Raw genomic sequence first — 22,223 nt, forward strand, 5'->3', positions numbered from 1 at the left:
GTTCAGCTCCTCTCGGGCGCCGCGGTGCCCTCGTCCTGCGTCGCCGCAGCGGCGCCCTCGTCCGCGGACTTGGGGCGGGTCTGCAGGAACAGCGGGGTCCGCGGGATGTTCTGGGCGTCCTGGTGGAACGGGTTGCGCTTGTTCTTCAGCGAGAGGTACATGGTGCGGCGGGCGCGCGCCTTCTCCTCGTCGGAGTAGAAGAGGAACGCGATGTTTCCGGCGTTCTCCCGGCCGACCTCGGTGAGCGTCAGGTCCTCGTCGGTCTCCACCGCGTAACCGCCCTCGACGAGCCAGTCCACCTCGCGGCGGTACTTCTCGAAGTTGGCGACGTCCGCCTTCTTCACCGAGCCGAAGACCGGGAAGAAGACCATGACGCGGTTCTCGACCTCGTCCTCGCTGCAGATGCGGCCCTGCTCGATCGGGATGATCCCGGCCTCGACCTCCCGCATCCACCGCTCGACGTCGGTGTGGTTGCGGTAGCTGCGCTCGCCCATGTAGTTCTCGGCGGCCGGACCGATGCCCAGCGTGTAGCTGGCGCGGTAACCGTTGCCGCCACAGGCGTGGTTGAGGCCGATCTCGCCCGGGTCGTCGAGACGGGTGAAGAAGTTGATCAGGAGCTGCTTGTCGTAGCCGTAGGCCGCGAGCCCGTCCTTGATCTGCCGGTACTGCTCGCGCTCGATCGCGCCCGACGGCTTGACGTCGGCGACCTTGCCCGCGCGGATCTGCTGGTCGAGCCGGGTGCCCTCCCACTGGTTGAAGCGGTAGGTCTGCACGAAGCTGGGGCGCAGCTCGGCGCAGATGCCCTGGAGGTCCTTGGCGAGGACCTCGTCGTCCTGCCCCGGCAGGTTGTACATCAGGTCGAGCGCGAAGGTGCGGATGCCCGCCTTGCGGATGTTCTCGGCCGTCTGGTGCACCTGGTCGACGGTGGCCTTGATGGTCAGCTTCTTGCGGATCTCCGGGTCGAGCGTCTGGACGCCGAAGGAGATGCGCGTGATGCCGAGCGACTTCAGCATCTCGATGTAGCCGTCCTTGGAGAGCCCGAGCGGGCTGCCCTCGAGGGAGATGCCGTCGACCTCGCTGAGGTCGAACTCGCGGTGCACGGCCTCCAGGATGGCGGCCATGGAGTCCTGCTCGAGCGCGGAGGGCGTGCCGCCGCCGAACTGGACGTACTTGATCTTCGTGCCCTGGAAGTACTTCGAGCGCGCGTTGCGCTCGATCTCCTTCACCATCGCCTGCACGAAGCGCTTCTGGCGCTCGCCCTGGTACTTCGCCGCGGACTCCTTGAAGCACGCGCAGAAGTTGCAGAACGCCTCGCAGAAGGGGATGTGGAAGTAGAGCAGGATGTCGGTCTGCTCCGGGTGCGACTGGCGGTCCAGGAAGGAGAAGTACTCCGCCTTCTTCGACTCGTCGTCGAGGGCGTCCTGGAAGGCGCAGATCTTGGGGTAGAACCACGTGACGTTGGTGCGCTTCTCGGGGCTCTCGAACTCGTCCTTCAGGTAGAAGTTCGAGTCGAGCCCGAGCATGAAGGGGTTCTCGACCTGGGTCGTCATGACCTCGGCTCCCGTTCTCTGATCAGGAAGGCTGGCTGGAGGGCTGTCCGTGGGGGCCCCGGCTCTCGTGGAGAACCGGGTACTTGGCACTCATCTCTCCGTTGATCTCGATCCACTGGAGCTTGTCCTCCGGCAGGTCGACGTCCGCCCAGATGGCCTCGGGCGGGCACTCGGCGACGCACGCGTTGCAGTCGATGCATTCCTCGGGGTTGATGTAGAGCATCTCGGGGCCCTCGTGGAAACAGCTCACGGGGCAGACGTCCACACAGTCCGTGTACTTGCAGCCGATGCACTCGTCGGTGACGACGTACGCCATCTTCTCGGTACCTCCGCGGTCTTCGTTCCCGGCGTCTCCGCCGCGGCTCGTGTCACAGGGGGTGTGACGCCCTCACGCGTGGACGGGCGCGACCTCGGTCAGCCGGCGCATCCAGCCGAAGCGGTCGATCGCCTCGCCCCGGTGGATTCCGTCGAGCAGATCGCGGAAGCGCGCGGTCACCGGACCGGCCTCCTCGGAGGCGAGCCGGTACTCCTCGCCCTGGTGGCCGAGCGCGGTGACCGGCACCACGCCGGCCCCGGTCCCGGTGGCGAAGACCTCCGTGACGGACCCGTCGGCGATCCCCTTCAGGACCTCCGCCAGCTCCACCGGCCGCTCGACGACCCGCGTCCCGGAGTCGCGGGCCAACTTGACGACCGAGTCGCGGGTCACGCCGGGCAGCACGGAGCGGTCGAGCGCCGGCGTGGTCAGGACCCCGTCGATCACGAAGAAGGCGTTGAGGTTCCCGATCTGCTGCACGAAGCGGCCCTGCGGCCCGTCGAGCCACAGCACGTGGTCGTAGCCGTAGTTGGCGGCGACCTCGCCGGGCACCACGCCCGCCGCCAGCGACCCGGCGTCGTTGACGTCGCCGGTGCCGCCGGGCCAGGCCCGCACGTAGCCGTCGAGCGTCATCGCCCGGACCGGCTTCCCCGCCGCCGCGGCGGGGTCCGCCACGGACGCGAGGACGTAGAAGAGCACGTCGTCGGCGGGGGAGGGGGTGAGCCCGGTGCCGTCGGCGGCGAGCACCGCGCGCAGCTGCAGGGCCGCGCCCGGCGTCCCGGGCAGCCACGCCTGGTCGAGCTCGACCAGGGCCCGTACGGAGGTCCACACCCGGTCGAAGTCGACCTGGGGCAGCGCCAGTCGGCGGGCACCGTTGTTGAGCCGCTTGATGTGGCTGTCGGGGCGGAACACGGCGATCGTGCCGTCCGCCATCCGGTACGCCGTGAACGCGTCCACGACCGTCTGGCCGGCGAGCACGGCGCCGGCCGTGGGCCGGAGCGCCGGGATCGCGTCCCGGTCGGCCACCGTCAGACCCTGCCACGTGCGGCGCTTACCGGTCCGCATGAAGAAGGCGTGATCGGTGAGGACCGGCGCGGCAGACCCGTCCGCCTCCGGCCGCGGGCGGGGGGTGGCGGTGGGTGTGACCACCAGTTCGTTGCTCATGCGCGGACACCTTCCTTGTCCTTGAGGTCGACGCCCTCGACGTCGACCTTGACGTCACCGATGACCGAGGCGACTAGATGTCCGACCTGGTCGAGGGTTCCCTCGAAGTGGATACGGGCGACCCGGTTGCTGAAGATGTCGTCCGGGTCGAGAACCGCGCCCGGCTCCGCCTCCGGGACGAGGTCACGGAACTCGGGGGCCGCGGTGAACGGCTCGGCGCCCGAGAGCGTCCCGGCGTACCGCCCCGGCCGGTCCGTGGTGACGAACGCCAGGCCCGCGCTCACCGGGGAGAGCGGACCCGGTTCGTGCCGCAGCCCCCGGGCGGCGTCCGCCGCCGCGGCGCACAGATCCACCCCCGGTCCGGCGAGCACGAGTTCGGGGATGTTGTCACCGGCGAGCCGGGCGCCGACCTCGATCAGCACCGGCCCCCGGTCGCGGTCGATCCGGGTCTCGATGTGGAACGGCCCCACCGACAGCTCGAAGGCCTTCACGACCCGCCGGGCGAAGTCCTCCAGGACCGCCCCGTGCGGCGACCGCTCCGGGGCGGTGGCGATGTGACCCATCTCGAAGAAGTCGGGCTCCGCCGAGAGGAACTTGGTGGTGACGCTCGCGAGATGCGGACCGGCGGCGTCCACCCAGCCGTCCAGGGAGAACTCCGGCCCCTCGACGTACTCCTCGACCAGGGCGGCCCGGCGCGGACGGGGGTGGAACTTCACCTCGCCCGGGCCGTGCACGGCCGCACAGGCCCGCGCGTACTCCTCCTCGTCACGGCAGAGGCTCACCATCAGGCTGCCCCCGCAGTCGACGGGCTTCACCACCACCGGGAAGGGCAGTGGGCAGGTGCCCGCCGCGCCCGGCTCCACGAGCACCGAACGCGGGAAGGCGACACCCCGCTCGGCGCACCACCGGCGCATCACGTCCTTCTGCCGCACCGCCTCGGCGGCGTCCGCGCCGAGCGCGGGAAGCCCCAGCGCCCGCGCGAGCTCGGCACTCTCCGGGACGACGTACTCGAAGCCGGCGACGACCCCGGTGGGCGTGACCCCGGACTCCTCGACGAGGCGGAGCAGCTCCGGCACCCCCCGCTCGGGATGCCAGTCGACGACCGTGGCACCCGCCGTGACCTCCGGCGGAAGCAGCTCGGGGAACTGGGTGGGGATCAGACACGGAATCCCGGACTCCACCACCCGGGCGGCGAGGCGGACCCCCGCCGACAGGGGCTGGACGACGATCAGCACGGCAGGACCTCCGACGACGCTCCGGCGAGGAACCGCTCGTCGTCCCCGAGGAAGCCCCAGTCGGGCGCGGGGACGGGCAGCGGCCGGTCCGGACGGGACATGAACAGGGTGCGGCGCGCGTGGAGTTCGGCGCCCCGGAGCGACTTCGCCCGGTACGAGGTGACCCCGAGGTGGACGGCGTCGAGCCCGCGCTCCATGACGAGCCGCAGCGGGCCGTACACCGTGGCCTCGAAGTACTCGCCCGAGGTGCCGTGCCCGGCCGCGTAGTCACAGCCGAAGACGCGCATGTGCAGCGTCCGGCCGTGGACGATGCCGAGGGCGAAGGCCGCCGGACGGTCCTCGGTGTCGAGCACCTCGGTGATCACGACCTCGCCGCCGCTCCCGCCCGTACCGCCGCCGAGGCTCAGGCAGCGGCGCAGATAGCGGATCGCGCCCTCCTCGCTCAGCTCCTCGCCGTGCCGCGCCTGCACCTGCACGACGAGCGGCGCGTACCGCTCCAGGTCCGCCGGATCGGCTGCCACCGTCCGGGAACGGTAGCCGCCCGCGGCGAGCCGCTTCAGGTCACGGCGCACGAGGGAGCGGCGTGAGGCGGGCAGCGCCGCCACGTGCGCGTCGAAGTCCGCGCCGCGCGGCCGGACCACCGCCGTCGGCAGACAGGGCGTGGCGACGGTGGCGACGCCGGGCAGTCCGGCCAGCGCACGGGCCTCCTCCTCCGGCAGGTACCACCAGGAGACGTGCCCGGCGCCCCGCTCCTCCGCCCGTTCCAGGAGACGGTCGCAGAGGGCGGACAGGAGCCGGGTGCGGTCCGCGTCCGACAGGGCGGGGCTGAGCAGCACCCGGTTGTCGTAGCCGGTGCGCGAGCCCGCGAGGACCTGGACCTCCGGGGTGTACCCGAGGAGGGTGGTCTCGTTGTAGAGCGGGTTGCTGTCGCCGCCGGAGGCCGTGTGGAAGGGCACGAGCCCGCCCGTCTGGCCGCTGGTCTCGTCCTGGCCGACGAGATACGCCGTCGTGAAGCCGCGGTCGCCCTCCTGGGAGACCGTCCAGCGCCGGGACGAGTAGAAGCCGCCCTCGTCGAGCCAGGGTTCGTCGGTTCCGGAGGGGTCGAGGTGGGACCGCTCTCCCACCACGAAGGGTGTCAGCGTGCCTGCCATGCCTCGTCCTGCCTCTCGGTCGTGTACGTCCCCCGGGCCAGCACCCAGGTGGCGACCACGCTCAGCACCGCGACGAGCGTGGCGGCCGTCGGGGCCGAGGTGAACAGCAGCAGGAGGGCGGCGGCGCCCGCGCCGATCGGGATGGTCCCGAAGGCGAACGTCCGGTACACCGCGTTCACCCGGCCCAGCATCCCCTCGGGCGACACGAGTTGACGTCGCGTCAGTGAGTGGACGTTGTAGAAGGCCATGGCCGCCCCGTACACGAGCATGCTCGCGAAGAAGGCCGCCGCGCCCCAGACGCCGAAGTCGAGGGACCACAGGGCCGCGAGCAGCGCGGCCTGGGAGACGAGCAGGGCCCAGACCCAGGACCGGGCGCCGTCCCCGCCGCCGTAGCGCGCGGTGGCCCGGGCGCCGATCACGCTGCCGACGCCGGCGGCGCTGAACCCGAAGCCGAGGAAGGCGACGGAGTGGTCCGTCTCCTGCACGACGGCGATGAACAGGACGCTCAGGGCCACCTGTTCGGCCAGGTTGAACAGGGAACCGGCCGCGACCAGGCGGCGCAGCGGGTCGGAGGCCGCCACGGCCTTGAACCCGGCGCGGATGGAGGCGTTGTCCCGGGTGGCCCGGTTCCGCGAGGGCTTCGGGCGGGCCCGTAGCGCCGCCCCGCCGAACAGGTACGACACGGCGTCCAGGGCGACCGCGAGGCCCGGCCCGAGGCCGGAGACGACCAGACCGCCGACCGCGGGCCCCGCCGTCTGCGAGACCGCGTTGACCGCCGCCAGCTGGCCGTTGGCCCGCGTCAGGTCATCGGTGTCGACCGTGTCCGGCACGTAGGCGAGCAGGGCCGTGTCGAACAGGGCGGTGAACGCGCCGAGCAGCACCGCCGCGGCGAACAGGATCGCGTAGTTCAGCCAGGCCGCGGCGGCCAGCGTCACCACGAGGAACAGGACGGCCGCGCGCGCGAAATGGGACGCGTAGAGCAGCGGGGCCCGGTCCCGCAGATCCGCGAGCCGGCCCGCGAACGGGGTCACGAGCAGGACGGGCACGAACTGCGCGCCGCTCAGCAGCGCGATCTGCGAGGGGGACGCCTCCAGATCGGCGGCCGCCAGGACGGGCAGGGCGACCAGGGTCAGCTGGGAACCGGCCGAGGACACGGCCTCGCTCGCCATCAGAGCGCGGAACGCGGCCGGAAGCCCGCGGCGCCCGCCCGGTGGTGCGTCGTTCTTCGGTGCCGCCTTGCGCATCACACCGTCCCGGCGGCGGAGCCGGTGGCGGTCCTGCCCACGTGCAGGGTGAACACCATCGGGACCGGCCCGAAGTTCTCCAGGACCCGCAGCCCCTCGGCCTGGGCGGCCCGGGACGTGGTCACACAGGCGTCGAACTCGCCGGCCGCGCACAGGGCGGCGGCCCGGGAGTTGCTGCTCGCCGTGGTCACCGTCCCCCGGTCGGCCACCAGGGAGCTGGGCGCCGCGTGGGAGACGATCGTGCGGACCTCGACCCCTTCGGACCGGCCCGCGAGGACCATGTCGTGGGTGTCCAGGATGAAGCTGTCGACCATCTCGAGACGGTGCAGGTTGCCGAAGACGAGGTCGTGCAGCTTGGGGTAGACGGCGCAGGCGAGTATCGCCTCGCTGCCGTCGAAGCCCATCGCGTCGAGCCCGTCCTCCACCTCGGAGTGGAGCAGGACCGTGCCGTTGACCCCGCGCTCGGCGAACCAGTGGTGCGCGGCCTTCTCCAGATTGGTGCCGGAGGGGCCGAGGGTGTGGATTCTGGTGACTCCCGACAGCGTGCCGTCCCGGTCGGCCTTCAGCGCCGTGCTGTCGTTCATGCGTGTCGTCCCTCGCCCTCGTCTGCGGCCGCTGCGGGCCGGGTGACCGGCAGCAGCCAGCCGTGCGTGTCAGGTGTACGTGCGTGCTGGACGTCCAGGAGGGCGGCGCGGAGCCGTGCGGTCACCGGGCCCTCCTTGCCGTCTCCGACGAACAGATCGCCGTCCCCGGTTCCGAGACGGCCCACGGCGACGACGGCGCCGGCCGTGCCGCTCGCGAAGATCTCGGCCAGCGCGCCGGTGCGGAGCCCCTCGCGGACGGCGTCGATCGCCGTCGGCTCCTCCGCGGCGCGCAGGCCGAGCCCGCCGGCCAGGGTGAGCAGGGAGTCGCGGGTGATGCCCCGGACGATCGAGCCGTCGCACGGCGGGGTCGTCAGCCGGGGTCCGTCCTCGTCGTGCCAGACGAAGAACACGTTCATGGTGCTGAGTTCCTCGACCCAGCGGCGCTCCAGACCGTCGAGCCACAGGGCCTCGTCGTACCCGGCGGCCTGCGCCTGGGTGCGGGTCAGCAGGCTCGCCGCGTAGTTCCCCGCGCACTTCGACTCGCCGGTCCCGCCCCGTACCGCGCGCACCGTCTCCGTCGCGGCGGTGACCGCGAGGGGCCGGAAGTCGCTGCCGAAGCAGGGGTCCGCGGGGTACGCCAGGAACACGCACCGGTAGCGGCGGGAGGGCCGCAGGCCCATCTCCGCCTCGGTGGCGAGCAGCAGCGGCCGGATGTACAGGCTCTGCCCGTACCCGCCGGGCACCCAGTGCTCGTCGGCGGCCACCAGTTCGGCGCAGGCGCGGATGAACAGCTCGACCGGCATCTCGGCCATCGCCAGGCGCGCCGCCGAGAGCGCGAGGCGGCGCCCGTGGTCGGCGGCCCGGAACAGGGACACCGATCCGTCCGCGCCCCGGAAAGCCTTCATGCCCTCGAAGACGGCCTGCCCGTAGTGGAGTCCGAGCGTGGCGGGATCCATCGCGAGCGTGCCGTACGGCTCGATCCGCGGCTCGGACCAGCCCGTCCCGTCCTCCCACTCCACGACGGCGACGCGGCCGGTGGAATGGCGGCAGAAGCCGGGGTCACGGAGGATCCGGTCGAGGTCGGCGGGCGCGGGTGTGGCGGGCGGTGCGGTCGCGGGTATCGGCGGGAGTGTCTCAGACATGGACCTCGGAACCCCACAGACCGATCGGTGCCAGCGGACCGCCGTACCGGTCGGGCTTGCTCTCCGGACGCTTCAGGAGCGTCTCGTAGAGGAAGTCCACGGCCCGGGTCCGGTAGGCCTCGTCGTCCTCGATCGTCTCGATCTCCTCGATCTGGCGCACGAGTTCGCGCACGCACTCCACGATCTCCGCCTTGGATCCCAGGGCGCGCCGGCCGTTGCCGTCGTCCGTGAACAGCCCGTGCCCGGCCAGCCAGGTGCCGAGCGCGAAGCCCGTACCGGAGTCGAAGTTGCGCAGCGGCTCGGGCTGGGCCGGATAGCGGAAGAGGCGTTCGAGCAGGATGTACTCGAAGACGACAGGACCGTACGGCACGTCCTCCTCGAAACAGGCGATCGCCGACTTCATGTCGACCTTGAGCTCCTCGAGGAGCCCGGGCCGCCACTTCGTCTTGAGCGCGAGGTTCTGGTCGAGCGGGCGGGGCCCGGTGTGGTGGAAGTAGTCGTGCATGTAGCCCCAGACGCAGCGGGCCTGGTACACGTCCTCGGGGTCGATCCCGGGGGAGACGAGACCGGGGTCACCGGCGAACGGGGACCCGGGGCCGCACAGCCGCTCCGTGATCGCCAGCGTCTGGGCGTAGATGTCGACGTGCCGGTCGAAGAAGAACCAGGCGAAGTTCTGGTGCGTGCACCGCGTCGCGGCCGGGATGTTCTCCGGGAAGAACACCACACAGTTGCCCTCCCGCAGCCCGCGCGAGGCGGACAGCAGCCGGGTCGACTGGAAGACGGCCTTCGGGTGCGGATAGACGTCCTGGAGGTACGGCGTGCAGTCGGGGTCCTGCCGGACCACCGAGAACGCCTCGATGTGGACCTCGTGACGGTCGCTGTTGGGGAGGATCACCGGCCCGATGTACGCGGCGGCCTCACCGTCCGCCGGAGCGGGCACCGCGTCCCGGGTGGCGTCGAAGTCGGGCACGCCCTCGCACCCGTTCTCCGCCCAGGTCGCCAAGTCGGCCAGGGTCGCGGCTATCTGACGCTCCGGCAGAAGGCCGGAGAGCGCTTCCACGGCCTGCCGCACCTCGTCCAGGGCGGCGATCTGATCTCCGTCCCGCTCACCGCTCCGCACCTCGCGGAACCGGTCCACGGCGGGGACGACTCGACGTTCGAACTCAAGAAGCCTGGCAACGGTACGCGGACCCACTACACCCCCCACAGCAAAGGTCCTACACGCGGGGCCGCGGGGCCCCGTTCCTCACACCCATGTCACTGCACTGCCGGTCGCTTGGGACGCTAACACTCCAACTCGGATCGAAACAATGGATGTTCGAAGATCGGGACGCCAACTGCTCCACCTGCGAAGACGCGCCCGGGGCGCACCGGCGCGCGCCGTGTGTTTCGCCCGTGTTTCGGTTGTCACCTTCACGCCGTGGCGAAGGGTCGCCAACGGGGAACCGCCCCGTACGCGAGGGCGTATGGGGCGGTTCCACCGGGCAGTCGGACGATCAGCCGGCGAGCGGTGCCCCCAGCGGGGCGGACGCGTCGGCGGCGGCCGTCCGGGAGGTCAGCGCCCGCGGGGCCAGGGCGCCGAAGACGATGCCGAACACCGCCCACAGCACGGCCTGGACGGCCAGCGACGCCAGTCTGAACTCCCAGAGCAGCGCGGCGGGGAAACCCGCCTTGACCGCGTCGTCGTTGGCCGGGAGGACGGCGAAGGCGATCGCCGTCACCACGACGAAACCGCCCGCCGCGGCGAGCGTCGCGTTCCAGTTGCCCAGCCGCGGGGCCAGCCGGCGCCCGGCGACGACCGCCGCGAGGCCGAGCAGCACGCTGAGCAGGATCATCAGGAAGAACAGCGTGGTGCGCTTCCCGATCGTGTCCGGGTTGCCGACGGCCGGCGGAGTCGCCGGATACTTGAGGAACGGCACCAGATAGACGGTGGTGAACGCGGCCGCCGCGGTGAGCGCCGCCGTCGCCCGGGGGCTGAACCGACCGACGCGGCCGAGCGCGAAGGAGAACGCCAGCGCGGCGATGCCGCCGAGCGCCACCCCGTACACGAGGACACCGGTGGCCAGGCCGAAGGTGGACTGGATGGGGCGGCTGACCGCCTCCTCGTCTTCCCCGGCGGCCTCCGGGGCCGCGGCGGCCCCGCCACCGTGCCCGGCGTGCGCCTCCCGGGCGGCCTGCGCCTCCTCCACCGCGATGGCTCCGTCCACGGGCGGCTCACCCACCACGTAGGCGACGGCGAAGGCCAGGAGACCGGCGATCAGGCCCGCGAGCATGCCGCGGACGAGCAGGGATCTGACAGTCGAGGCGTGCATGTGCGTCAGGCCTCTCAGTGGCAGGGGAAGCCGAGCAGATGACGTCCGTCGTGCACCCATTCATGCACGTCGGAACCCGCGATCAGAGAGGTGGCGCCCTGCTCGGCGCCCACGAAGTAGAGCGCGATCAGCGCGAGAAGGCCGACGAAGAAGGCCCAGGGAAGGACGGCCCGGACGGGCAGGGGAGCCGGTACGGCCGTGGAAGGGGCGGAAACGGCAGCGGAGACGACAGCCTCGGCCATGATGAAACCTCCTGCGGGAACACGCGTCCCGAACGGTGGTGCAGGACGACGGTCCACGGGTCTGACTCACCGTGACACCGCCCCCGGAAGGGGAGGAGCCCCGGCACACAGTGGCGCGACCGTGCCGGATTTGCACCGGACTTCCGTCTCGCCGTCGTCACGCTCTTCAGATGTCGCCCGACCGTACCGCGCACCGCCGGGGCCGCCAAGGGCGTGAGGCCCGAATCACCTCCGCGCGCCCCCGGCCGGAACCCGGCCCGGCGATACCCTGGGCGCCGCCGTCCCGGCGCCCACCGAGAAGGAGGCCGATGACCGTCCGGCTGACGCTGATCTCCCCCGCGACGAACGGAGCCCTGCGCGAGGTCGCCTTCGACGACGACAGCCCGCTCGACACCGCGGGGATCGCCCGCGCGCGGGCCGCGGCGCCCGCCCTCACGGCGGCCCTCGGCCCGGCCACGCGCGCGTACTCCTCCCCGTCCGTCCGCTGCCGGCACACCGCCGAAACCCTCGGGCTGCGCGCGGAACCGGCGGCCGCTCTCGCCGGCTGCGCCATGGGGCGGTGGACGGGACGCGCCCTCGCGGCCGTCGCGGCCGAGGAGGAGGCGGCGCTCGGCAGCTGGCTCTCCGATCCGGCGGCCGTCCCGCACGGCGGGGAGTCCCTGCACGAGTTGCGGATCCGGGTCGGGGCCTGGCTCGACGGCCTGCGGCCGGACTCCGGACGGGTCACGGCCGTCGCCGAACCGGACGTGATCCGCGCCGCGCTCGTCCACGCCCTCGCGGCCCCCGACGAGGCGGCCCTGCGGATGGACGTACGGCCGCTGACCGCCGTACAGCTGAGCGGGCGCGCCCGACGCTGGAATCTCCGCGTGGGCGGCCCGCTCGGCATCGAGTAGGACGCGGTCGTCAGGCGGGGCGCCGGCCCCACTCGCGGAGCAGCAGGTAGCCGAGGTACGCGCCGCCGACGGCCATCGTGTAGAGACCGACCGGCAGGTTGTCGAAGAGCGGCAGCTGCTGGGCGGTGAGATCGGCGAGCACCAGGAGCAGCGCCCCCAGCAGGGTGGACATCACCAGGTGCGGGCCGCCGCCGCGGGTGACCCGCTTGGCGATCTGCGGCGCCGTCAGGGAGATGAAGGCGATCGGTCCGGCCACGCTGACGGCGCCGGCGGAGAGCACGATCGACAGCGCCACCGCGGCGGTCGCCGTCCGGCCCGGGCGGGCCCCGAGCCCGGTGGCGAGGTCGTCGCCCATCTCGCTGACGGAGAGCGGCCGTGCCAGGAGCGCGGCGAACGGCAGCGAGACGAGGAGCACGGTCCAGATGGTCGCGGCGTCGTCCCAGGAGCGGGCGGAGAGGCTGCCGTTGATGTAGGCGGTCAGCGCGCTCGCCTTGTCGCGCTCGACGGCGTACACCACGTACTGGGTGAGCGCCGTCGCCATCGCGGCCACGCCGATTCCGGCCACCACGAGCCGCCCGGGGCTGCGGAAGCCCGTACCGGTCGCGAAGAAGACGACGGCCATCGCGAGGACCGCGCCGAGCAGGGCGCCGACGGCCACGGGCAGGACGTCGGGCAGGAACAGGGCGGCCGCCGCGGCGCCCGCCCCGGCGCCGGCCCCGAGCCCGATCACGTCGGGGCTGCCCAGCGGATTGCGGGTCACGGACTGGAACAGGGCCCCGGACAGGCCGAAGGCCGCGCCGGTCGCGACGGCCACGACGAGCCGCGGGCCGCGCAGCCTGTTGAGGACGAAGGCGTTCTTCCCGGTGGCGTCGCCCGCGAGGGCCGAGGGCAGATCGGCCGGGTCGATGCCGAGCCTGCCCATGGACAGGGTGGCCACGGCCGCCGCGCAGAGCAGCAGCAGGGTCACCACGCCGGCGATCACGGTCCTGCGGCGCACGGGGACGGCGACCCAGGGGCCGATCCGCAGCACGCCGCGGCCCGCGGGCCGCTCCACCCGCCGCTTCGTCTCCACGGTGCTCTCCGGGATGTCGGTCCGGTCGGCGGTCTTCATCCCGCTCCCCTCATACGGCGAACGGCGAACAGCAGGGCGGGGGCACCGACGAACGCGGTGACGACCCCGACCATGAGTTCCTGCGGGCGCAGCAGGACCCGGCCGATGACATCGGCGAAGAGCAGCAGCGCGGGCCCCGCGAGGGAGCTGAAGAGGATCTGGGCCCGGAAGTCGGCGCCGACGAGGGCCCGCACCACGTGCGGGACGGCGAGGCCGACGAAGGCGATGGGCCCGACGGCGGCCGTCGCGGCGGCGGCGAGGAGGGTCGCGGCGAGCAGGCCCGCGCCCTTCACCCGGTTCGGGCTGATGCCCAGGGACGCGGCCTTGTCGTCACCCATCGCCATGGCGTTGAGGCCCGGCGCGAGCAGTACGGCGAGCACGAGGCCGGCCGCGGCGAACGGCAGCACCGCCCAGAAGGCGTCGAAGCCGCGCCCGCCGAGCGCGCCCACCACCCAGTAGCGGTACGTGTCGAAGACCCGCGGCCTGGACAGGGCGACGGCCTGGATGAAGGCGGCGAGGACGGCGGAGAGCACCGCGCCGGCGAGCACCAGGCGGACCGGGCCACCGCCGCCGCCGGCCGTGCCGACGACATGGACGACGACGCCGGTCACGAGGGCGCCGGCGAGGGCCCACCAGATCGTCTCCCGCTGCCCCGAGGCGCCGAGGAACGCGGTGGCGGCGACGATGCTCGCGGACGCGCCGGCGTTGATGCCGAGCAGTCCCGGCTCGGCGAGCGGATTGCGGGTGACGCCCTGCATCAGGGTGCCGGCGACGGCGAGGCAGAGACCGGCGAGGACACCGAGCACGGTGCGCGGGTAGCGGCTCTCGACGAGGGTACGGATGTAGGCGTCGCCGCCGTCACCGGTGAGGACCCGCAGCACATCGCCGGCGGACGTCGACCTGCTCCCGAACATCACGCTGGCGAGCAGCGCGAGGGCGAGCAGGACGAGGCACAGGACGGCGGCCATGACATGCCGGCCAAGGCCCCGCCGTCGTACGGCGGGGCCTTGGCCGGTCTTGGCGAGAGTGGTCACGCTTGAGGACCCGTGGTTACTTCCCGGCCTTGGCGACGGCCTTGTCGATCATCGGCAGGTAGCGCTCGATGCTGTACGGCACCGTCAGCGGGTTGATCATCGAGGAGGCGGTGACGAAGGGGGTGTCGTGGCTGTAGACGAGCGCGCCCTTCTTCACGGCGGGGATCGCCGCGTACAGCGGCTGGGCCTCGACGGTCTTGCGGGACTTCTCGTCCATGTAGAACGTGAAGGCGATGTCGCTCTTCGCCAGCTTGTTGGCGTTCTCCAGGCCGATCAGGGAGGAGTCGGTGCCCTCGGTCTCCGGGAAGGTGTTCACGATCGGGTCGACCTTGAGGCCCAGCTTGGCGACCATGGCCACGCGCTGCTCCTCGGGCTTGAAGATGCCGAGGGTGCCGGGGCCGGTGTTGTAGATGTACGAGAACGTGACGTTCTTGTAGTTGGGGCGGGAGGCGGCCGCGTCGGCGAGCTGCTTGTCGATCTTCGACTCCAGCTCCTTGGCCTTCTCCGGCTGGCCGAGGGCCTTGGAGATGATCTCGATCTGCTGGTCCCAGTTCGTGCTCCACGCCTTCTCGGGGTAGGCGACGGTGGGCGCGATGTCCTTCAGGATGTCGTACTGCTTCTGCGTCAGACCGGACCACGGGGCGAGGATGACGTCGGGCTCGAGCTCGGTGATGGCCTCGATGTCGAGCTCCTCGCCGCCCTTGAACTGCTTGGGCAGCGTGCCGCCGGACTTCTTCACGGCGTCGTGGATCCAGGGGAGGTAGCCGGTCTTGTCGCTGCCCCAGGGGTACTCCTCGATGCCGACCGGGACGTTGCCGAGGGCGATGGCGGTCTCCGCGGAGCCCTGACCGAGGGTCACCACGCGCTTCGGCTTCGACTTGATGACGGCTTCGCCGAGGGCGCTCTTGATGGTCACCGGGAAGGCGCCCGCCGCGGCCTTGTCCGCCGCGCCCGTCGCGTCGTCCTTCTTGTCGTCCGAGCCGCAACCGGTCACCAGCAGGCCGAGCGAGACCGTGGCGGCGCCCGCCACGAGAACGCGACGGCGAAGGGGGGTGAACACAGAAGGCATGGTGGATCCTTGTCTCCGGGCAGGGGGAAGTACCGAGGCCCGCGACGGGCACCCCCGTGGACGGTCGTTCACGGGAGCGGGACCACCGCGCCTCTTGTTAGGTGAGCCTAACCTATTCCTGTCCGGGCTCGGGCGCCAGGGGGTCCTGCCGTGGTGTGATCCACACGGCATCGACGGGGCGGGGCCCCGGACTACGGCGCGACGGCCTTCCGCAGCGAGCGCAGACACAGCGACAGGGCGGTGTGCTTCGGGGTGGCGCGGTCGCGCGCCTGGAGCCAAGCGGCATACAGCAGGGACCACATGACGTCCTGCAGCCACTCCGCGTCGGCCCCCGCGTCCAGAGTCCCCTCCTTCTGCCCGCGCCGGAGGAGGCCGAGCAGCGCCGCGTCGGCCGGCGTCTCCTGCTCGATGCCCGACCAGGTGATGAACTGCGGCACGTCGTACAACAGCAGCAGACGGTCGCCGAGTTCGAAGAACTCCAGGCACAGCCGCTCCATCGCCTCGGGGGCCGGCCCCTCGTCGAGGCGCGCGCGGGCGGTGGCCGCGGCGACCCGGTCGCGTACGTCCGCGCCGATCGCCGCGAGCAGGTCGGAGCGCTCGGGGAAGTAGCGGTGGACGGTGGTCCGCCCCACGCCGGCCGCCTCGGCGACGTCGCCGAGCGAGGCCGTGTGGTCGGCGGAGAGCACCGAGACGGCGGCGTCGAGGATCGCGCGGCGGGTGCGGGCGCGCGTGGCGCTCTCGCGGCCCGCGTCGGCGCGGGTGGCCGCGCCGGGTGCGGAAGTGTCGTCGGACCCCATGCGCATACGGTAACGCGCATTCCGTTCAGGAAATCCTTTGACCTTTTTGGAACAGAGATGTTCCATTGTGGGTATGGCCACCTCCCTCACCCCCCGACTGCGCATCCTGTGGTCCTTCGCCCGCCCGCACCGTCGCACCCTGGTCCACGGCCTGTTCCTCGCCCTGGTCGCCTCCGCCCTCGGACTCGCGACGCCGATGGTGACCAAGCACGTCCTCGACGCCCTGGGCAGCTCCTCCTCCCTCACCGGACCCGTCGCCGCGCTCCTCGCCCTGCTCGTCGTCGGCGGCGCCGTGTCCTACCGGCAGTGGACGCTCCTCGGGACGCTGGGGGAGCGGGTCGTCCTCGACGCCCGGGCGTCGATGGTGCGCCGCTTCCTCCGGGCCACCGTGCCCGGCGTGACCCGGCACCCCACGGGCGAGCTGGTCACCCGCGTCACCTCCGACACCGTGCTGCTGCGCGAGGCCACCGCGGCCTCGCTGGTCGGCCTGGTCAACGGCGCGGTCATGCTGGTCGGCAGCCTCGTCCTCATGGGGGTCCTCGACCCGGTGCTGCTCGCCACCACCCTGGCCGCCGTCGCCCTCGTCGGAGCGGTCTTCGCTTTTCTCATGCCCGGCATCGCCGAGGCGCAGCAGCAGGCCCAGGAGCACGTGGGCCGGCTCGGCGGCGTCCTCGAAGGCTCGCTGCGGGCGATCCGTACCCTCAAGGTCCACCGCGCCGAGGACCGCATGGCCGAACGGATCATGGCCGACGCGCGCGCCTCCGCCGAGCACGGCATCCGCGCCGTACGCCGGGAGGCGCTGGCCTGGACGACCGCCTGGTCCGGGGTCAACCTCGCCATCATCGCGATCCTGGCCGTCGGCGCCTGGCGGGTCGGGGAGGGCAGGCTGGAGGTGTCCGGCCTGATCGCCTTCCTGCTCTACGCCTTCGCCCTGATGGACCCGATCACCGAACTCACCCAGAACGTGACCACCCTCCAGTCCGGCATCGCCGCGGCCGAACGCATCCGGCAGGCCGACGCCTTGCCGACCGAGGAGGCCGCACCCCGCGCGGGCACGCCCGGCGAGGCGATGCGGGACGACACGCCGGTCCTGGAGCTGCGGAACGTCAGCGCGGCCTACGGGCCGGACGCCGAGGCGGCCGTCCGCGGCATCGACCTCGTCGTCCCCCGGCGCGGGCACACCGCCGTCGTCGGGCCCTCCGGAGCGGGCAAGACCACCCTGCTCTCCCTGGTCCTGCGGTTCCTCGAACCCACCACCGGGGAACTGCTCCTCGACGGACGGCCGTACCGGGAGCACACCCACGCCGACATCCGGGCCCGCCTCGCGTACGTCGAGCAGGACACCCCGGTGGTCCCCGGCACGATCCGCGACAACCTGCTGCTCGCCCGCCCCGACGCCACCACGGAGGAACTGTGGCGCGTCCTGCGGGACGTACGGCTCGCGGAGAAGGTCGACGCCCTGGACGGGGGACTGGACACGCCGCTCGCCGCGGCGAACGTCTCGGGCGGTGAACGACAGAGGATCGCGCTCGCCCGGGCGCTCCTCGCCGCCCCCGACGTCCTGCTCCTCGACGAGGTCACCGCGCAGCTGGACGGGCTGACCGAGGCGGCCGTCCAGGAGTGCGTCCGCTCCCGGGCGGACACCGGCGCGGTCGTGACGATCGCCCACCGGCTCTCGACGGTGGTCGAAGCGGACACGATCGTCGTCATGGAGGCGGGCCGGATCGGGGCGCGCGGCCGGCACGAGGAGCTGCTCGCCTCGGACACCCTCTACCGCGAGCTCGTCGAGTCCCTGCGCATCCCGGCGCACACCGCCGCCTGACCGCACGCCGGGGTGCGATCGGGCGGGGCGGTGAGCGAGCGGGCGGTCAGTCCGCCGGGCCGGGCCGCTCGCGGGCCAGGTCGGCCGGGGCCGGTTCGAGGTGGCCGTGTACGCGGCGCAGCAGGGAGGCGAGCTGCTCGCGCTCCGCGGCGTCGAGGGGGGCAAGGATCTCGTCGTCGGTGCGTGCGATCTCGGCGCTGAGGCTCCGGAGCGAGGCCTTGCCCTCCGGGGTCAGCCGTACGACCACGCGGCGCCGGTCCGCCTCGTCCCGGACGCAGTCGACCTGTCCGACGCGGACCAGGTCGTTGACGACCTTCACCAGGTCGCTGGCGTTGATGGCGAGCCGGGTCGCGAGCGCGGTCTTCATCTGCGGCCCGAGGTCGGCGAGCAGGGCCATCACGGAGAGGTGCCAGAGCCGTAAGCCACGGGCCTCCAGGGTCTCCGTCAGCCGGCGCCGGGCCGCCCTGCCGACGGCGTGCATGAGGTACGCGTTGAGATCGAGCACGCTGGGCGGGGTCATGCTCTGCGAGGGCGGCGGGATGGCGGGCGGGGGAGTGCCCCCGCCCCCGCCGGTGAGGGAGTCGAGGGTCAGATCGGTGTTGGCGAGCGACCTGAAGACCTTCGCCCAGTCCGTCGGCATGCTCGCGATGCCGACGACGGCGAACGTCGCCCCGGAGAGATCGTGCGCGAAACCGGAGACGACCGGCTGTTCCATCGGCTGCTCCTCCCTCTCCCCGCTGGTCAGGGGCGGCTGGTGAGGTAGCCGCCCATGGCGGTGAAGTACTCGGTCGCGGGCAGTTCCCGGCCGTCCTCGGTACGGACGCGGGTGATGGCCAGGCCGTGGTTGCGGCCGGTGCGCGCGTCGGCGCCCGCGACGATCACGACCCCTTCGCCCTCGCGGTAGAAGATCCGGCCGGGGGTTCCGCCGTAACGCCCCTCGGAGACCACGGCGGAGAGGATTTCCAGCCGCCTGCCCTTGTGGAAGGTGAAGGCGCTCGGATACGGCGCGGACTGCGCGCGGACCAGGCGTTCGAGCACCTCGGCGGGCCAGTTCCAGTCGATCCGGATGTCCTCCTCGGCCCGCTTGTGGAAGAAGCTGGCCTGGGAGCGGTCCTGCGGGGTGAACTCGGCGGTGCCGGCGGCGATCCGGTCGAGGGCGTCGATGGTGACCGGGGCGATGAGGTCGACCGTCTTGTGGAAGAGGTCGGTCGTCGTGTCGGTCGGTCCGACGGGGACCGCGTGCTGCTGGACGATGTCGCCGGCGTCGAGCACCTCGTCCATCATGTGGGCGGTCACGCCGACTTCGGTCTCGCCGTTGATGAGGGCCCAGATGAGGGGCGAGAAGCCGGCGTACTTCGGCAGCAGCGAGTCGTGGATGTTCAGGGTGCCGTGGCGCGGCAGGTTGTAGATGTGCGGCGGGATCCACGTACGCCAGTTGTTGGCCACGATGATGTCCGGATCGGCCTCCTTGAGGCGCGCGAACAGCTCGTCGTCGGGCCTGTTGCGGATGACGACCGGGACGCCGTGCTCCGTCGCGAGGTCGGCGACCGAGTCGCTCCAGATCTTCTCGTAGGCGTGCTCGCTCTTGGGGTGCGTCACCACGAGGACGACGTCGTGTTCGGAGTCCAGGAGCGCTTGGAGGGTGCGATGGCCCCAGGTCTGATACCCGAACATGACGACCCGCATGGGGTTCCTCCTCCAGAAGAGCGACTGACCGGCAGCAAGTAAAGCAAGGCTTACCTAACAGTGCAACTGGCTTGATTTATGCGGTCGTTGACGCCGAGCTTCTTCGTCATGTCCGATTTGACCCGTCGACAGCATCGTCAGATCAGGTTAGCTTTACCTAAGTTGTGCACGGCTGCCGGTCACACCGGTGCGCCCGATGCGCCGTTCCCCCTCAGCCTTCTTTCCCGCACGATGGGAGTGACATGTCGCAGGTCCCGCCCGGTGACGCACCTCTGGTCCACGACCTCATCGGTATCGGCTTCGGGCCGTCCAATGTGGCCATGGCGATAGCGCTCAGCGAGCACAACGCACGCGTCGGAAGGCAGGAAGCGGTCACCGCCCACTTCTTCGAGCGCCAGCCCCGTTTCGGCTGGCACCGCGGCATGCTGATCGACGACGCCACCATGCAGGTGTCCTTCCTCAAGGACCTGGTGACACTGCGGAATCCGACCAGCGAATACAGCTTCCTCTGCTATCTGCAGAGCAAGGGCCGGCTGATCGACTTCGTCAACCACAAGAACCTCTTCCCGCTGCGCGTCGAATTCCACGACTACTTCGAGTGGGCCGCCTCCAAGGTCGACGACATGGTCTCCTACGGCCACGAGATCGTCTCCGTCGAACCGGTCGAGCGCGACGGGATCGTCGAATACCTGGACGTGACCGCCCGCTCCGGCTCCGAACTCGTGGTGCACCGCGCACGGAACCTCGTCCTCGGTACGGGACTTCGCCCCCGGATGCCGGAAGGCGTCCAGCGCAGCGACCGCGTCTGGCACAACTCCGACCTCCTCGCCAAGGTCGAGGGCCTCGAAGGAACCAAGCCCCAGCGGTTCGTCGTCGTCGGCGCCGGACAGAGCGCCGCCGAGAACGTCGCCTATCTGCACCGCCGCTTCCCCGAGGCCGAGATCTGCGCCGTCTTCTCCCGCTACGGCTACAGCCCCGCCGACGACAGCGCCTTCGCCAACCGGATCTTCGACCCCGAGGCCGTCGACGAGTACTTCACGGCGCCCGACGACATCAAGCGCAAGCTGATGGACTATCACGGCAACACCAACTACTCCGTGGTGGACATCGACCTCATCGACGACCTGTACCGGCAGGCGTACCAGGAGAAGGTCCTCGGCACCGAGCGGCTGCGCTTCCTCAACATCTCCCGGCTGACCGGCGTCGAGGACGGCCCCGACAAGGTCCGCGCCTTCGTCACCTCCCTCGTCACCGGCGAGGAGACCGCGCTCGACGCCGACGTCGTCGTCTACGCCACCGGCTACAGCCCCGCCGAACCCCTCGGCCTGCTCGGCCCGGTCGCCGACCGCTGCCACCGCGACGACCAGGGCCGGGTCCGCGTCGAACGGGACTACCGCCTCGCCACCGATCCCGAACTGCGCTGCGGCATCTACCTCCAGGGCGGCACCGAGCACACCCACGGCATCACCTCCTCGCTGCTCTCCAACACCGCGATCCGCGTCGGCGAGATCCTCGCCTCGGTCCTGGACCGGGAACCGGCCACCAGCGGCCTCGGCGCCCCCGCCTCCGCCGCCGACGAGATCCGGCCCATGGCCGACGGTGTCGGCACGGCGCGCTGACGCCACCCCCGCCCCACCCCCCACGCGACACCCGCCACCGTCCGCCGGGCGGCGCCCAGCGCCCCCGCCGGTCGTGGCACGCACTGTGAATCCCCCGAAAGGAACGTCCGTGTCCGCTGGTGCACGTCCCGCTCTGCCGCGGTTCGCCAGATCCCTGCCCCGAGTGGCCGTCGTCGCGGTGGCGGCCCTCGCCCTCGCCGCCTGCGGCGGCGGGACCGAGAAGTCCGGCTCGCCGTCCGCCCCCACCTCCTCGGCCCCGGCCGGCGGGGGCGACAAGCCCGCCGCCTTCCCCGTGACCGTCGAGCACAAGTACGGCTCCACGACGATCGACAAGGAGCCGAAGACGATCGTCACCCTCGGCCTCTCCGACCAGGACGCGGTCCTCGCGCTCGGCGTCAAGCCGGCCGGCGCCGTCGACTGGTTCAAGGAGAAGCCGTACGGCAAGTGGCCCTGGACCAAGGACAAGTGGGGCGGCACCCAGCCGGAGATCGTCGGCGAGCGCGACGAGTACAACATCGAGAAGATCGCGGCGCTCAAGCCCGACCTCGTCATCGCCCAGTACTCGGGGATGAAGAAGGAGCAGTACGACACGCTCTCCAAGTTCACCAAGGTCGTCGCCCAGCCCAAGGACCACCCGGACTACGGCGCTCCCTGGCAGCTGATGACCCAGCAGATCGGCAAGTCGCTGGGCAAGGACGCCGAGGCCGCCAAGCTGATCTCGGACATCGACGCCCGCTTCGAGGCCACCCGCGCCAAGCACCCCGAGTGGGCGACGAAGACGCTCGCCGTCGCCGACAGCTTCGAGGCCGGCAAGTACTCGGCGTTCACCAGGACCGACCCCAAGTCGATCTTCTTCCAGGAGCTGGGCTTCAAGCTCAAGCCGGACATCGACACGCTGGCCAAGCCGGGCTTCAACGTCGCCGAACTCAGCGCCGAGAAGCTGAACGTCCTCGACGTCGACCGACTCGTCTGGGTCACGTCCAGCACCGAGGCCAACGACCGCATCAAGGCCGAGCCGCTCTACAAGAAGCTCAAGGTCAACCAGGAGAAGCGCGACCTGTTCGTGCCCTACCAGGGCCCGGACATCGGCGCCGCGTTCTCCTTCAACACCGTCCTGTCGATCCCGTACGCCATCGACGAGATCGAGCCGCTGCTCGCGGCAGTCAAGTGACGCCCACCAGCTGACGCGCCACCAGCCAGGAGCTGGCCCGACCGACGGCGTGGCGGAACCTCTCGCCACGCCGTCGTCGCCTGT

General features: G+C 71.6%; 21 protein-coding genes. 4 read left to right on the forward strand and 17 right to left on the reverse strand.

Features of this window, described 5'->3' with window-relative positions; all coding sequences use genetic code 11:
- Positions 1 to 2: 2 nt before the first annotated feature.
- The 11 genes from DEJ43_RS35190 to DEJ43_RS35240 all read right to left on the reverse strand — a co-directional run bounded on the left by DEJ43_RS35190 (position 3) and on the right by DEJ43_RS35240 (position 10,937).
- On the reverse strand, positions 3 to 1,550 hold the full coding sequence (locus DEJ43_RS35190; protein WP_015038219.1) for a coproporphyrinogen-III oxidase family protein: 1,548 nt from the start codon (positions 1,548 to 1,550) through the stop codon (positions 3 to 5).
- 22 nt (positions 1,551 to 1,572) lie between these two features.
- Positions 1,573 to 1,866, reverse strand: coding sequence for a ferredoxin family protein (locus DEJ43_RS35195; protein WP_015038220.1), 294 nt, complete (start codon positions 1,864 to 1,866; stop codon positions 1,573 to 1,575).
- 72 nt (positions 1,867 to 1,938) lie between these two features.
- Complete coding sequence (locus DEJ43_RS35200) at positions 1,939 to 3,027, reverse strand: aminotransferase class IV (RefSeq protein WP_015038221.1); 1,089 nt, start codon at positions 3,025 to 3,027, stop codon at positions 1,939 to 1,941.
- Complete coding sequence (locus DEJ43_RS35205; protein WP_015038222.1) at positions 3,024 to 4,262, reverse strand: ATP-grasp domain-containing protein; 1,239 nt, start codon at positions 4,260 to 4,262, stop codon at positions 3,024 to 3,026. The genes DEJ43_RS35200 and DEJ43_RS35205 overlap by 4 nt, the downstream gene beginning before the upstream one ends.
- Positions 4,256 to 5,413, reverse strand: coding sequence for a GNAT family N-acetyltransferase (locus DEJ43_RS35210; protein ID WP_015038223.1), 1,158 nt, complete (start codon positions 5,411 to 5,413; stop codon positions 4,256 to 4,258). Before DEJ43_RS35210 ends, DEJ43_RS35205 begins: the two co-directional genes overlap by 7 nt.
- The gene (locus tag DEJ43_RS35215; protein WP_041663246.1) at positions 5,398 to 6,657 is read right to left on the reverse strand and encodes an MFS transporter; all 1,260 of its coding nucleotides are present in this window, start codon (positions 6,655 to 6,657) and stop codon (positions 5,398 to 5,400) included. Before DEJ43_RS35215 ends, DEJ43_RS35210 begins: the two co-directional genes overlap by 16 nt.
- Entirely contained in the window at positions 6,657 to 7,241 is a 585-nt protein-coding gene (locus DEJ43_RS35220) for a type 2 periplasmic-binding domain-containing protein (protein ID WP_015038225.1), read from the reverse strand. The genes DEJ43_RS35215 and DEJ43_RS35220 overlap by 1 nt, the downstream gene beginning before the upstream one ends.
- The gene (locus DEJ43_RS35225) at positions 7,238 to 8,383 is read right to left on the reverse strand and encodes a branched-chain amino acid aminotransferase (protein ID WP_015038226.1); all 1,146 of its coding nucleotides are present in this window, start codon (positions 8,381 to 8,383) and stop codon (positions 7,238 to 7,240) included. The genes DEJ43_RS35220 and DEJ43_RS35225 overlap by 4 nt, the downstream gene beginning before the upstream one ends.
- Positions 8,376 to 9,521, reverse strand: a complete 1,146-nt coding sequence (locus DEJ43_RS35230) for a DUF6421 family protein (RefSeq protein WP_223831195.1) — start codon at positions 9,519 to 9,521, stop codon at positions 8,376 to 8,378. Before DEJ43_RS35230 ends, DEJ43_RS35225 begins: the two co-directional genes overlap by 8 nt.
- A 358-nt stretch (positions 9,522 to 9,879) precedes the next feature.
- Entirely contained in the window at positions 9,880 to 10,695 is an 816-nt protein-coding gene (locus DEJ43_RS35235; RefSeq protein ID WP_015038228.1) for a CbtA family protein, read from the reverse strand.
- Positions 10,696 to 10,709: 14 nt separating this feature from the next.
- Positions 10,710 to 10,937, reverse strand: a complete 228-nt coding sequence (locus DEJ43_RS35240; RefSeq protein ID WP_015038229.1) for a CbtB domain-containing protein — start codon at positions 10,935 to 10,937, stop codon at positions 10,710 to 10,712.
- 308 nt (positions 10,938 to 11,245) lie between these two features.
- On the opposite strand from DEJ43_RS35240, the gene DEJ43_RS35245 reads away from it, so the two are divergent.
- Entirely contained in the window at positions 11,246 to 11,830 is a 585-nt protein-coding gene (locus DEJ43_RS35245; protein WP_015038230.1) for a histidine phosphatase family protein, read from the forward strand.
- Between the two features lie 10 nt (positions 11,831 to 11,840).
- On the opposite strand, the gene DEJ43_RS35250 is transcribed toward DEJ43_RS35245, so the two are convergent.
- From DEJ43_RS35250 to DEJ43_RS35265, 4 genes are all read right to left on the reverse strand, one after another.
- Positions 11,841 to 12,941, reverse strand: coding sequence for a FecCD family ABC transporter permease (locus DEJ43_RS35250; RefSeq protein WP_015038231.1), 1,101 nt, complete (start codon positions 12,939 to 12,941; stop codon positions 11,841 to 11,843).
- Positions 12,938 to 13,909, reverse strand: coding sequence for a FecCD family ABC transporter permease (locus DEJ43_RS35255; RefSeq protein ID WP_202491912.1), 972 nt, complete (start codon positions 13,907 to 13,909; stop codon positions 12,938 to 12,940). The genes DEJ43_RS35250 and DEJ43_RS35255 overlap by 4 nt, the downstream gene beginning before the upstream one ends.
- 82 nt (positions 13,910 to 13,991) lie before the next feature.
- Entirely contained in the window at positions 13,992 to 15,044 is a 1,053-nt protein-coding gene (locus tag DEJ43_RS35260; protein WP_015038233.1) for an iron-siderophore ABC transporter substrate-binding protein, read from the reverse strand.
- Between the two features lie 191 nt (positions 15,045 to 15,235).
- Complete coding sequence (locus tag DEJ43_RS35265; RefSeq protein ID WP_015038234.1) at positions 15,236 to 15,841, reverse strand: TetR/AcrR family transcriptional regulator; 606 nt, start codon at positions 15,839 to 15,841, stop codon at positions 15,236 to 15,238.
- Positions 15,842 to 15,914: 73 nt separating this feature from the next.
- On the opposite strand from DEJ43_RS35265, the gene DEJ43_RS35270 reads away from it, so the two are divergent.
- Positions 15,915 to 17,663 carry an ABC transporter ATP-binding protein gene (locus tag DEJ43_RS35270; RefSeq protein WP_015038235.1) on the forward strand — a complete coding sequence of 583 codons (1,749 nt, stop codon included), beginning with the start codon at positions 15,915 to 15,917 and terminating at the stop codon, positions 17,661 to 17,663.
- Between the two features lie 46 nt (positions 17,664 to 17,709).
- On the opposite strand, the gene DEJ43_RS35275 is transcribed toward DEJ43_RS35270, so the two are convergent.
- Complete coding sequence (locus DEJ43_RS35275) at positions 17,710 to 18,378, reverse strand: MarR family winged helix-turn-helix transcriptional regulator (RefSeq protein WP_015038236.1); 669 nt, start codon at positions 18,376 to 18,378, stop codon at positions 17,710 to 17,712.
- A gap of 26 nt (positions 18,379 to 18,404) precedes the next feature.
- Positions 18,405 to 19,349: a methionyl-tRNA formyltransferase gene (locus DEJ43_RS35280; RefSeq protein WP_015038237.1), complete on the reverse strand. Its 945-nt coding sequence runs from the start codon at positions 19,347 to 19,349 to the stop codon at positions 18,405 to 18,407.
- Between the two features lie 242 nt (positions 19,350 to 19,591).
- Here DEJ43_RS35280 and DEJ43_RS35285 point away from each other — a divergent pair, with 242 nt between their 5' ends.
- Together DEJ43_RS35285 and DEJ43_RS35290 are read left to right on the forward strand one after the other, a co-directional pair.
- A complete protein-coding gene (locus tag DEJ43_RS35285) occupies positions 19,592 to 20,968 on the forward strand; it encodes a lysine N(6)-hydroxylase/L-ornithine N(5)-oxygenase family protein (RefSeq protein ID WP_015038238.1) in 1,377 nt (458 codons plus the stop codon).
- Positions 20,969 to 21,077: 109 nt separating this feature from the next.
- Positions 21,078 to 22,139, forward strand: a complete 1,062-nt coding sequence (locus tag DEJ43_RS35290; RefSeq protein ID WP_015038239.1) for an iron-siderophore ABC transporter substrate-binding protein — start codon at positions 21,078 to 21,080, stop codon at positions 22,137 to 22,139.
- Positions 22,140 to 22,223 lie beyond the last annotated feature (84 nt).

Source organism: Streptomyces venezuelae ATCC 10712 (assembly GCF_008639165.1).
Lineage (GTDB): Bacteria > Actinomycetota > Actinomycetes > Streptomycetales > Streptomycetaceae > Streptomyces > Streptomyces venezuelae.

Coding starts and splice junctions, on each gene's coding strand:
- DEJ43_RS35190 (WP_015038219.1), bottom strand. CDS start 1,550: ATGACGACCCAGGTCGAGAACCCCTTCATGCTCGGGCTCGACTCGAAC.
- DEJ43_RS35195 (WP_015038220.1), bottom strand. CDS start 1,866: ATGGCGTACGTCGTCACCGACGAGTGCATCGGCTGCAAGTACACGGAC.
- DEJ43_RS35200 (WP_015038221.1), bottom strand. CDS start 3,027: ATGAGCAACGAACTGGTGGTCACACCCACCGCCACCCCCCGCCCGCGG.
- DEJ43_RS35210 (WP_015038223.1), bottom strand. CDS start 5,413: ATGGCAGGCACGCTGACACCCTTCGTGGTGGGAGAGCGGTCCCACCTC.
- DEJ43_RS35215 (WP_041663246.1), bottom strand. CDS start 6,657: ATGCGCAAGGCGGCACCGAAGAACGACGCACCACCGGGCGGGCGCCGC.
- DEJ43_RS35220 (WP_015038225.1), bottom strand. CDS start 7,241: ATGAACGACAGCACGGCGCTGAAGGCCGACCGGGACGGCACGCTGTCG.
- DEJ43_RS35225 (WP_015038226.1), bottom strand. CDS start 8,383: ATGTCTGAGACACTCCCGCCGATACCCGCGACCGCACCGCCCGCCACA.
- DEJ43_RS35235 (WP_015038228.1), bottom strand. CDS start 10,695: ATGCACGCCTCGACTGTCAGATCCCTGCTCGTCCGCGGCATGCTCGCG.
- DEJ43_RS35240 (WP_015038229.1), bottom strand. CDS start 10,937: ATGGCCGAGGCTGTCGTCTCCGCTGCCGTTTCCGCCCCTTCCACGGCC.
- DEJ43_RS35245 (WP_015038230.1), top strand. CDS start 11,246: ATGACCGTCCGGCTGACGCTGATCTCCCCCGCGACGAACGGAGCCCTG.
- DEJ43_RS35250 (WP_015038231.1), bottom strand. CDS start 12,941: ATGAAGACCGCCGACCGGACCGACATCCCGGAGAGCACCGTGGAGACG.
- DEJ43_RS35255 (WP_202491912.1), bottom strand. CDS start 13,909: ATGGCCGCCGTCCTGTGCCTCGTCCTGCTCGCCCTCGCGCTGCTCGCC.
- DEJ43_RS35260 (WP_015038233.1), bottom strand. CDS start 15,044: ATGCCTTCTGTGTTCACCCCCCTTCGCCGTCGCGTTCTCGTGGCGGGC.
- DEJ43_RS35265 (WP_015038234.1), bottom strand. CDS start 15,841: ATGGGGTCCGACGACACTTCCGCACCCGGCGCGGCCACCCGCGCCGAC.
- DEJ43_RS35270 (WP_015038235.1), top strand. CDS start 15,915: ATGGCCACCTCCCTCACCCCCCGACTGCGCATCCTGTGGTCCTTCGCC.
- DEJ43_RS35275 (WP_015038236.1), bottom strand. CDS start 18,378: ATGGAACAGCCGGTCGTCTCCGGTTTCGCGCACGATCTCTCCGGGGCG.
- DEJ43_RS35280 (WP_015038237.1), bottom strand. CDS start 19,349: ATGCGGGTCGTCATGTTCGGGTATCAGACCTGGGGCCATCGCACCCTC.
- DEJ43_RS35285 (WP_015038238.1), top strand. CDS start 19,592: ATGTCGCAGGTCCCGCCCGGTGACGCACCTCTGGTCCACGACCTCATC.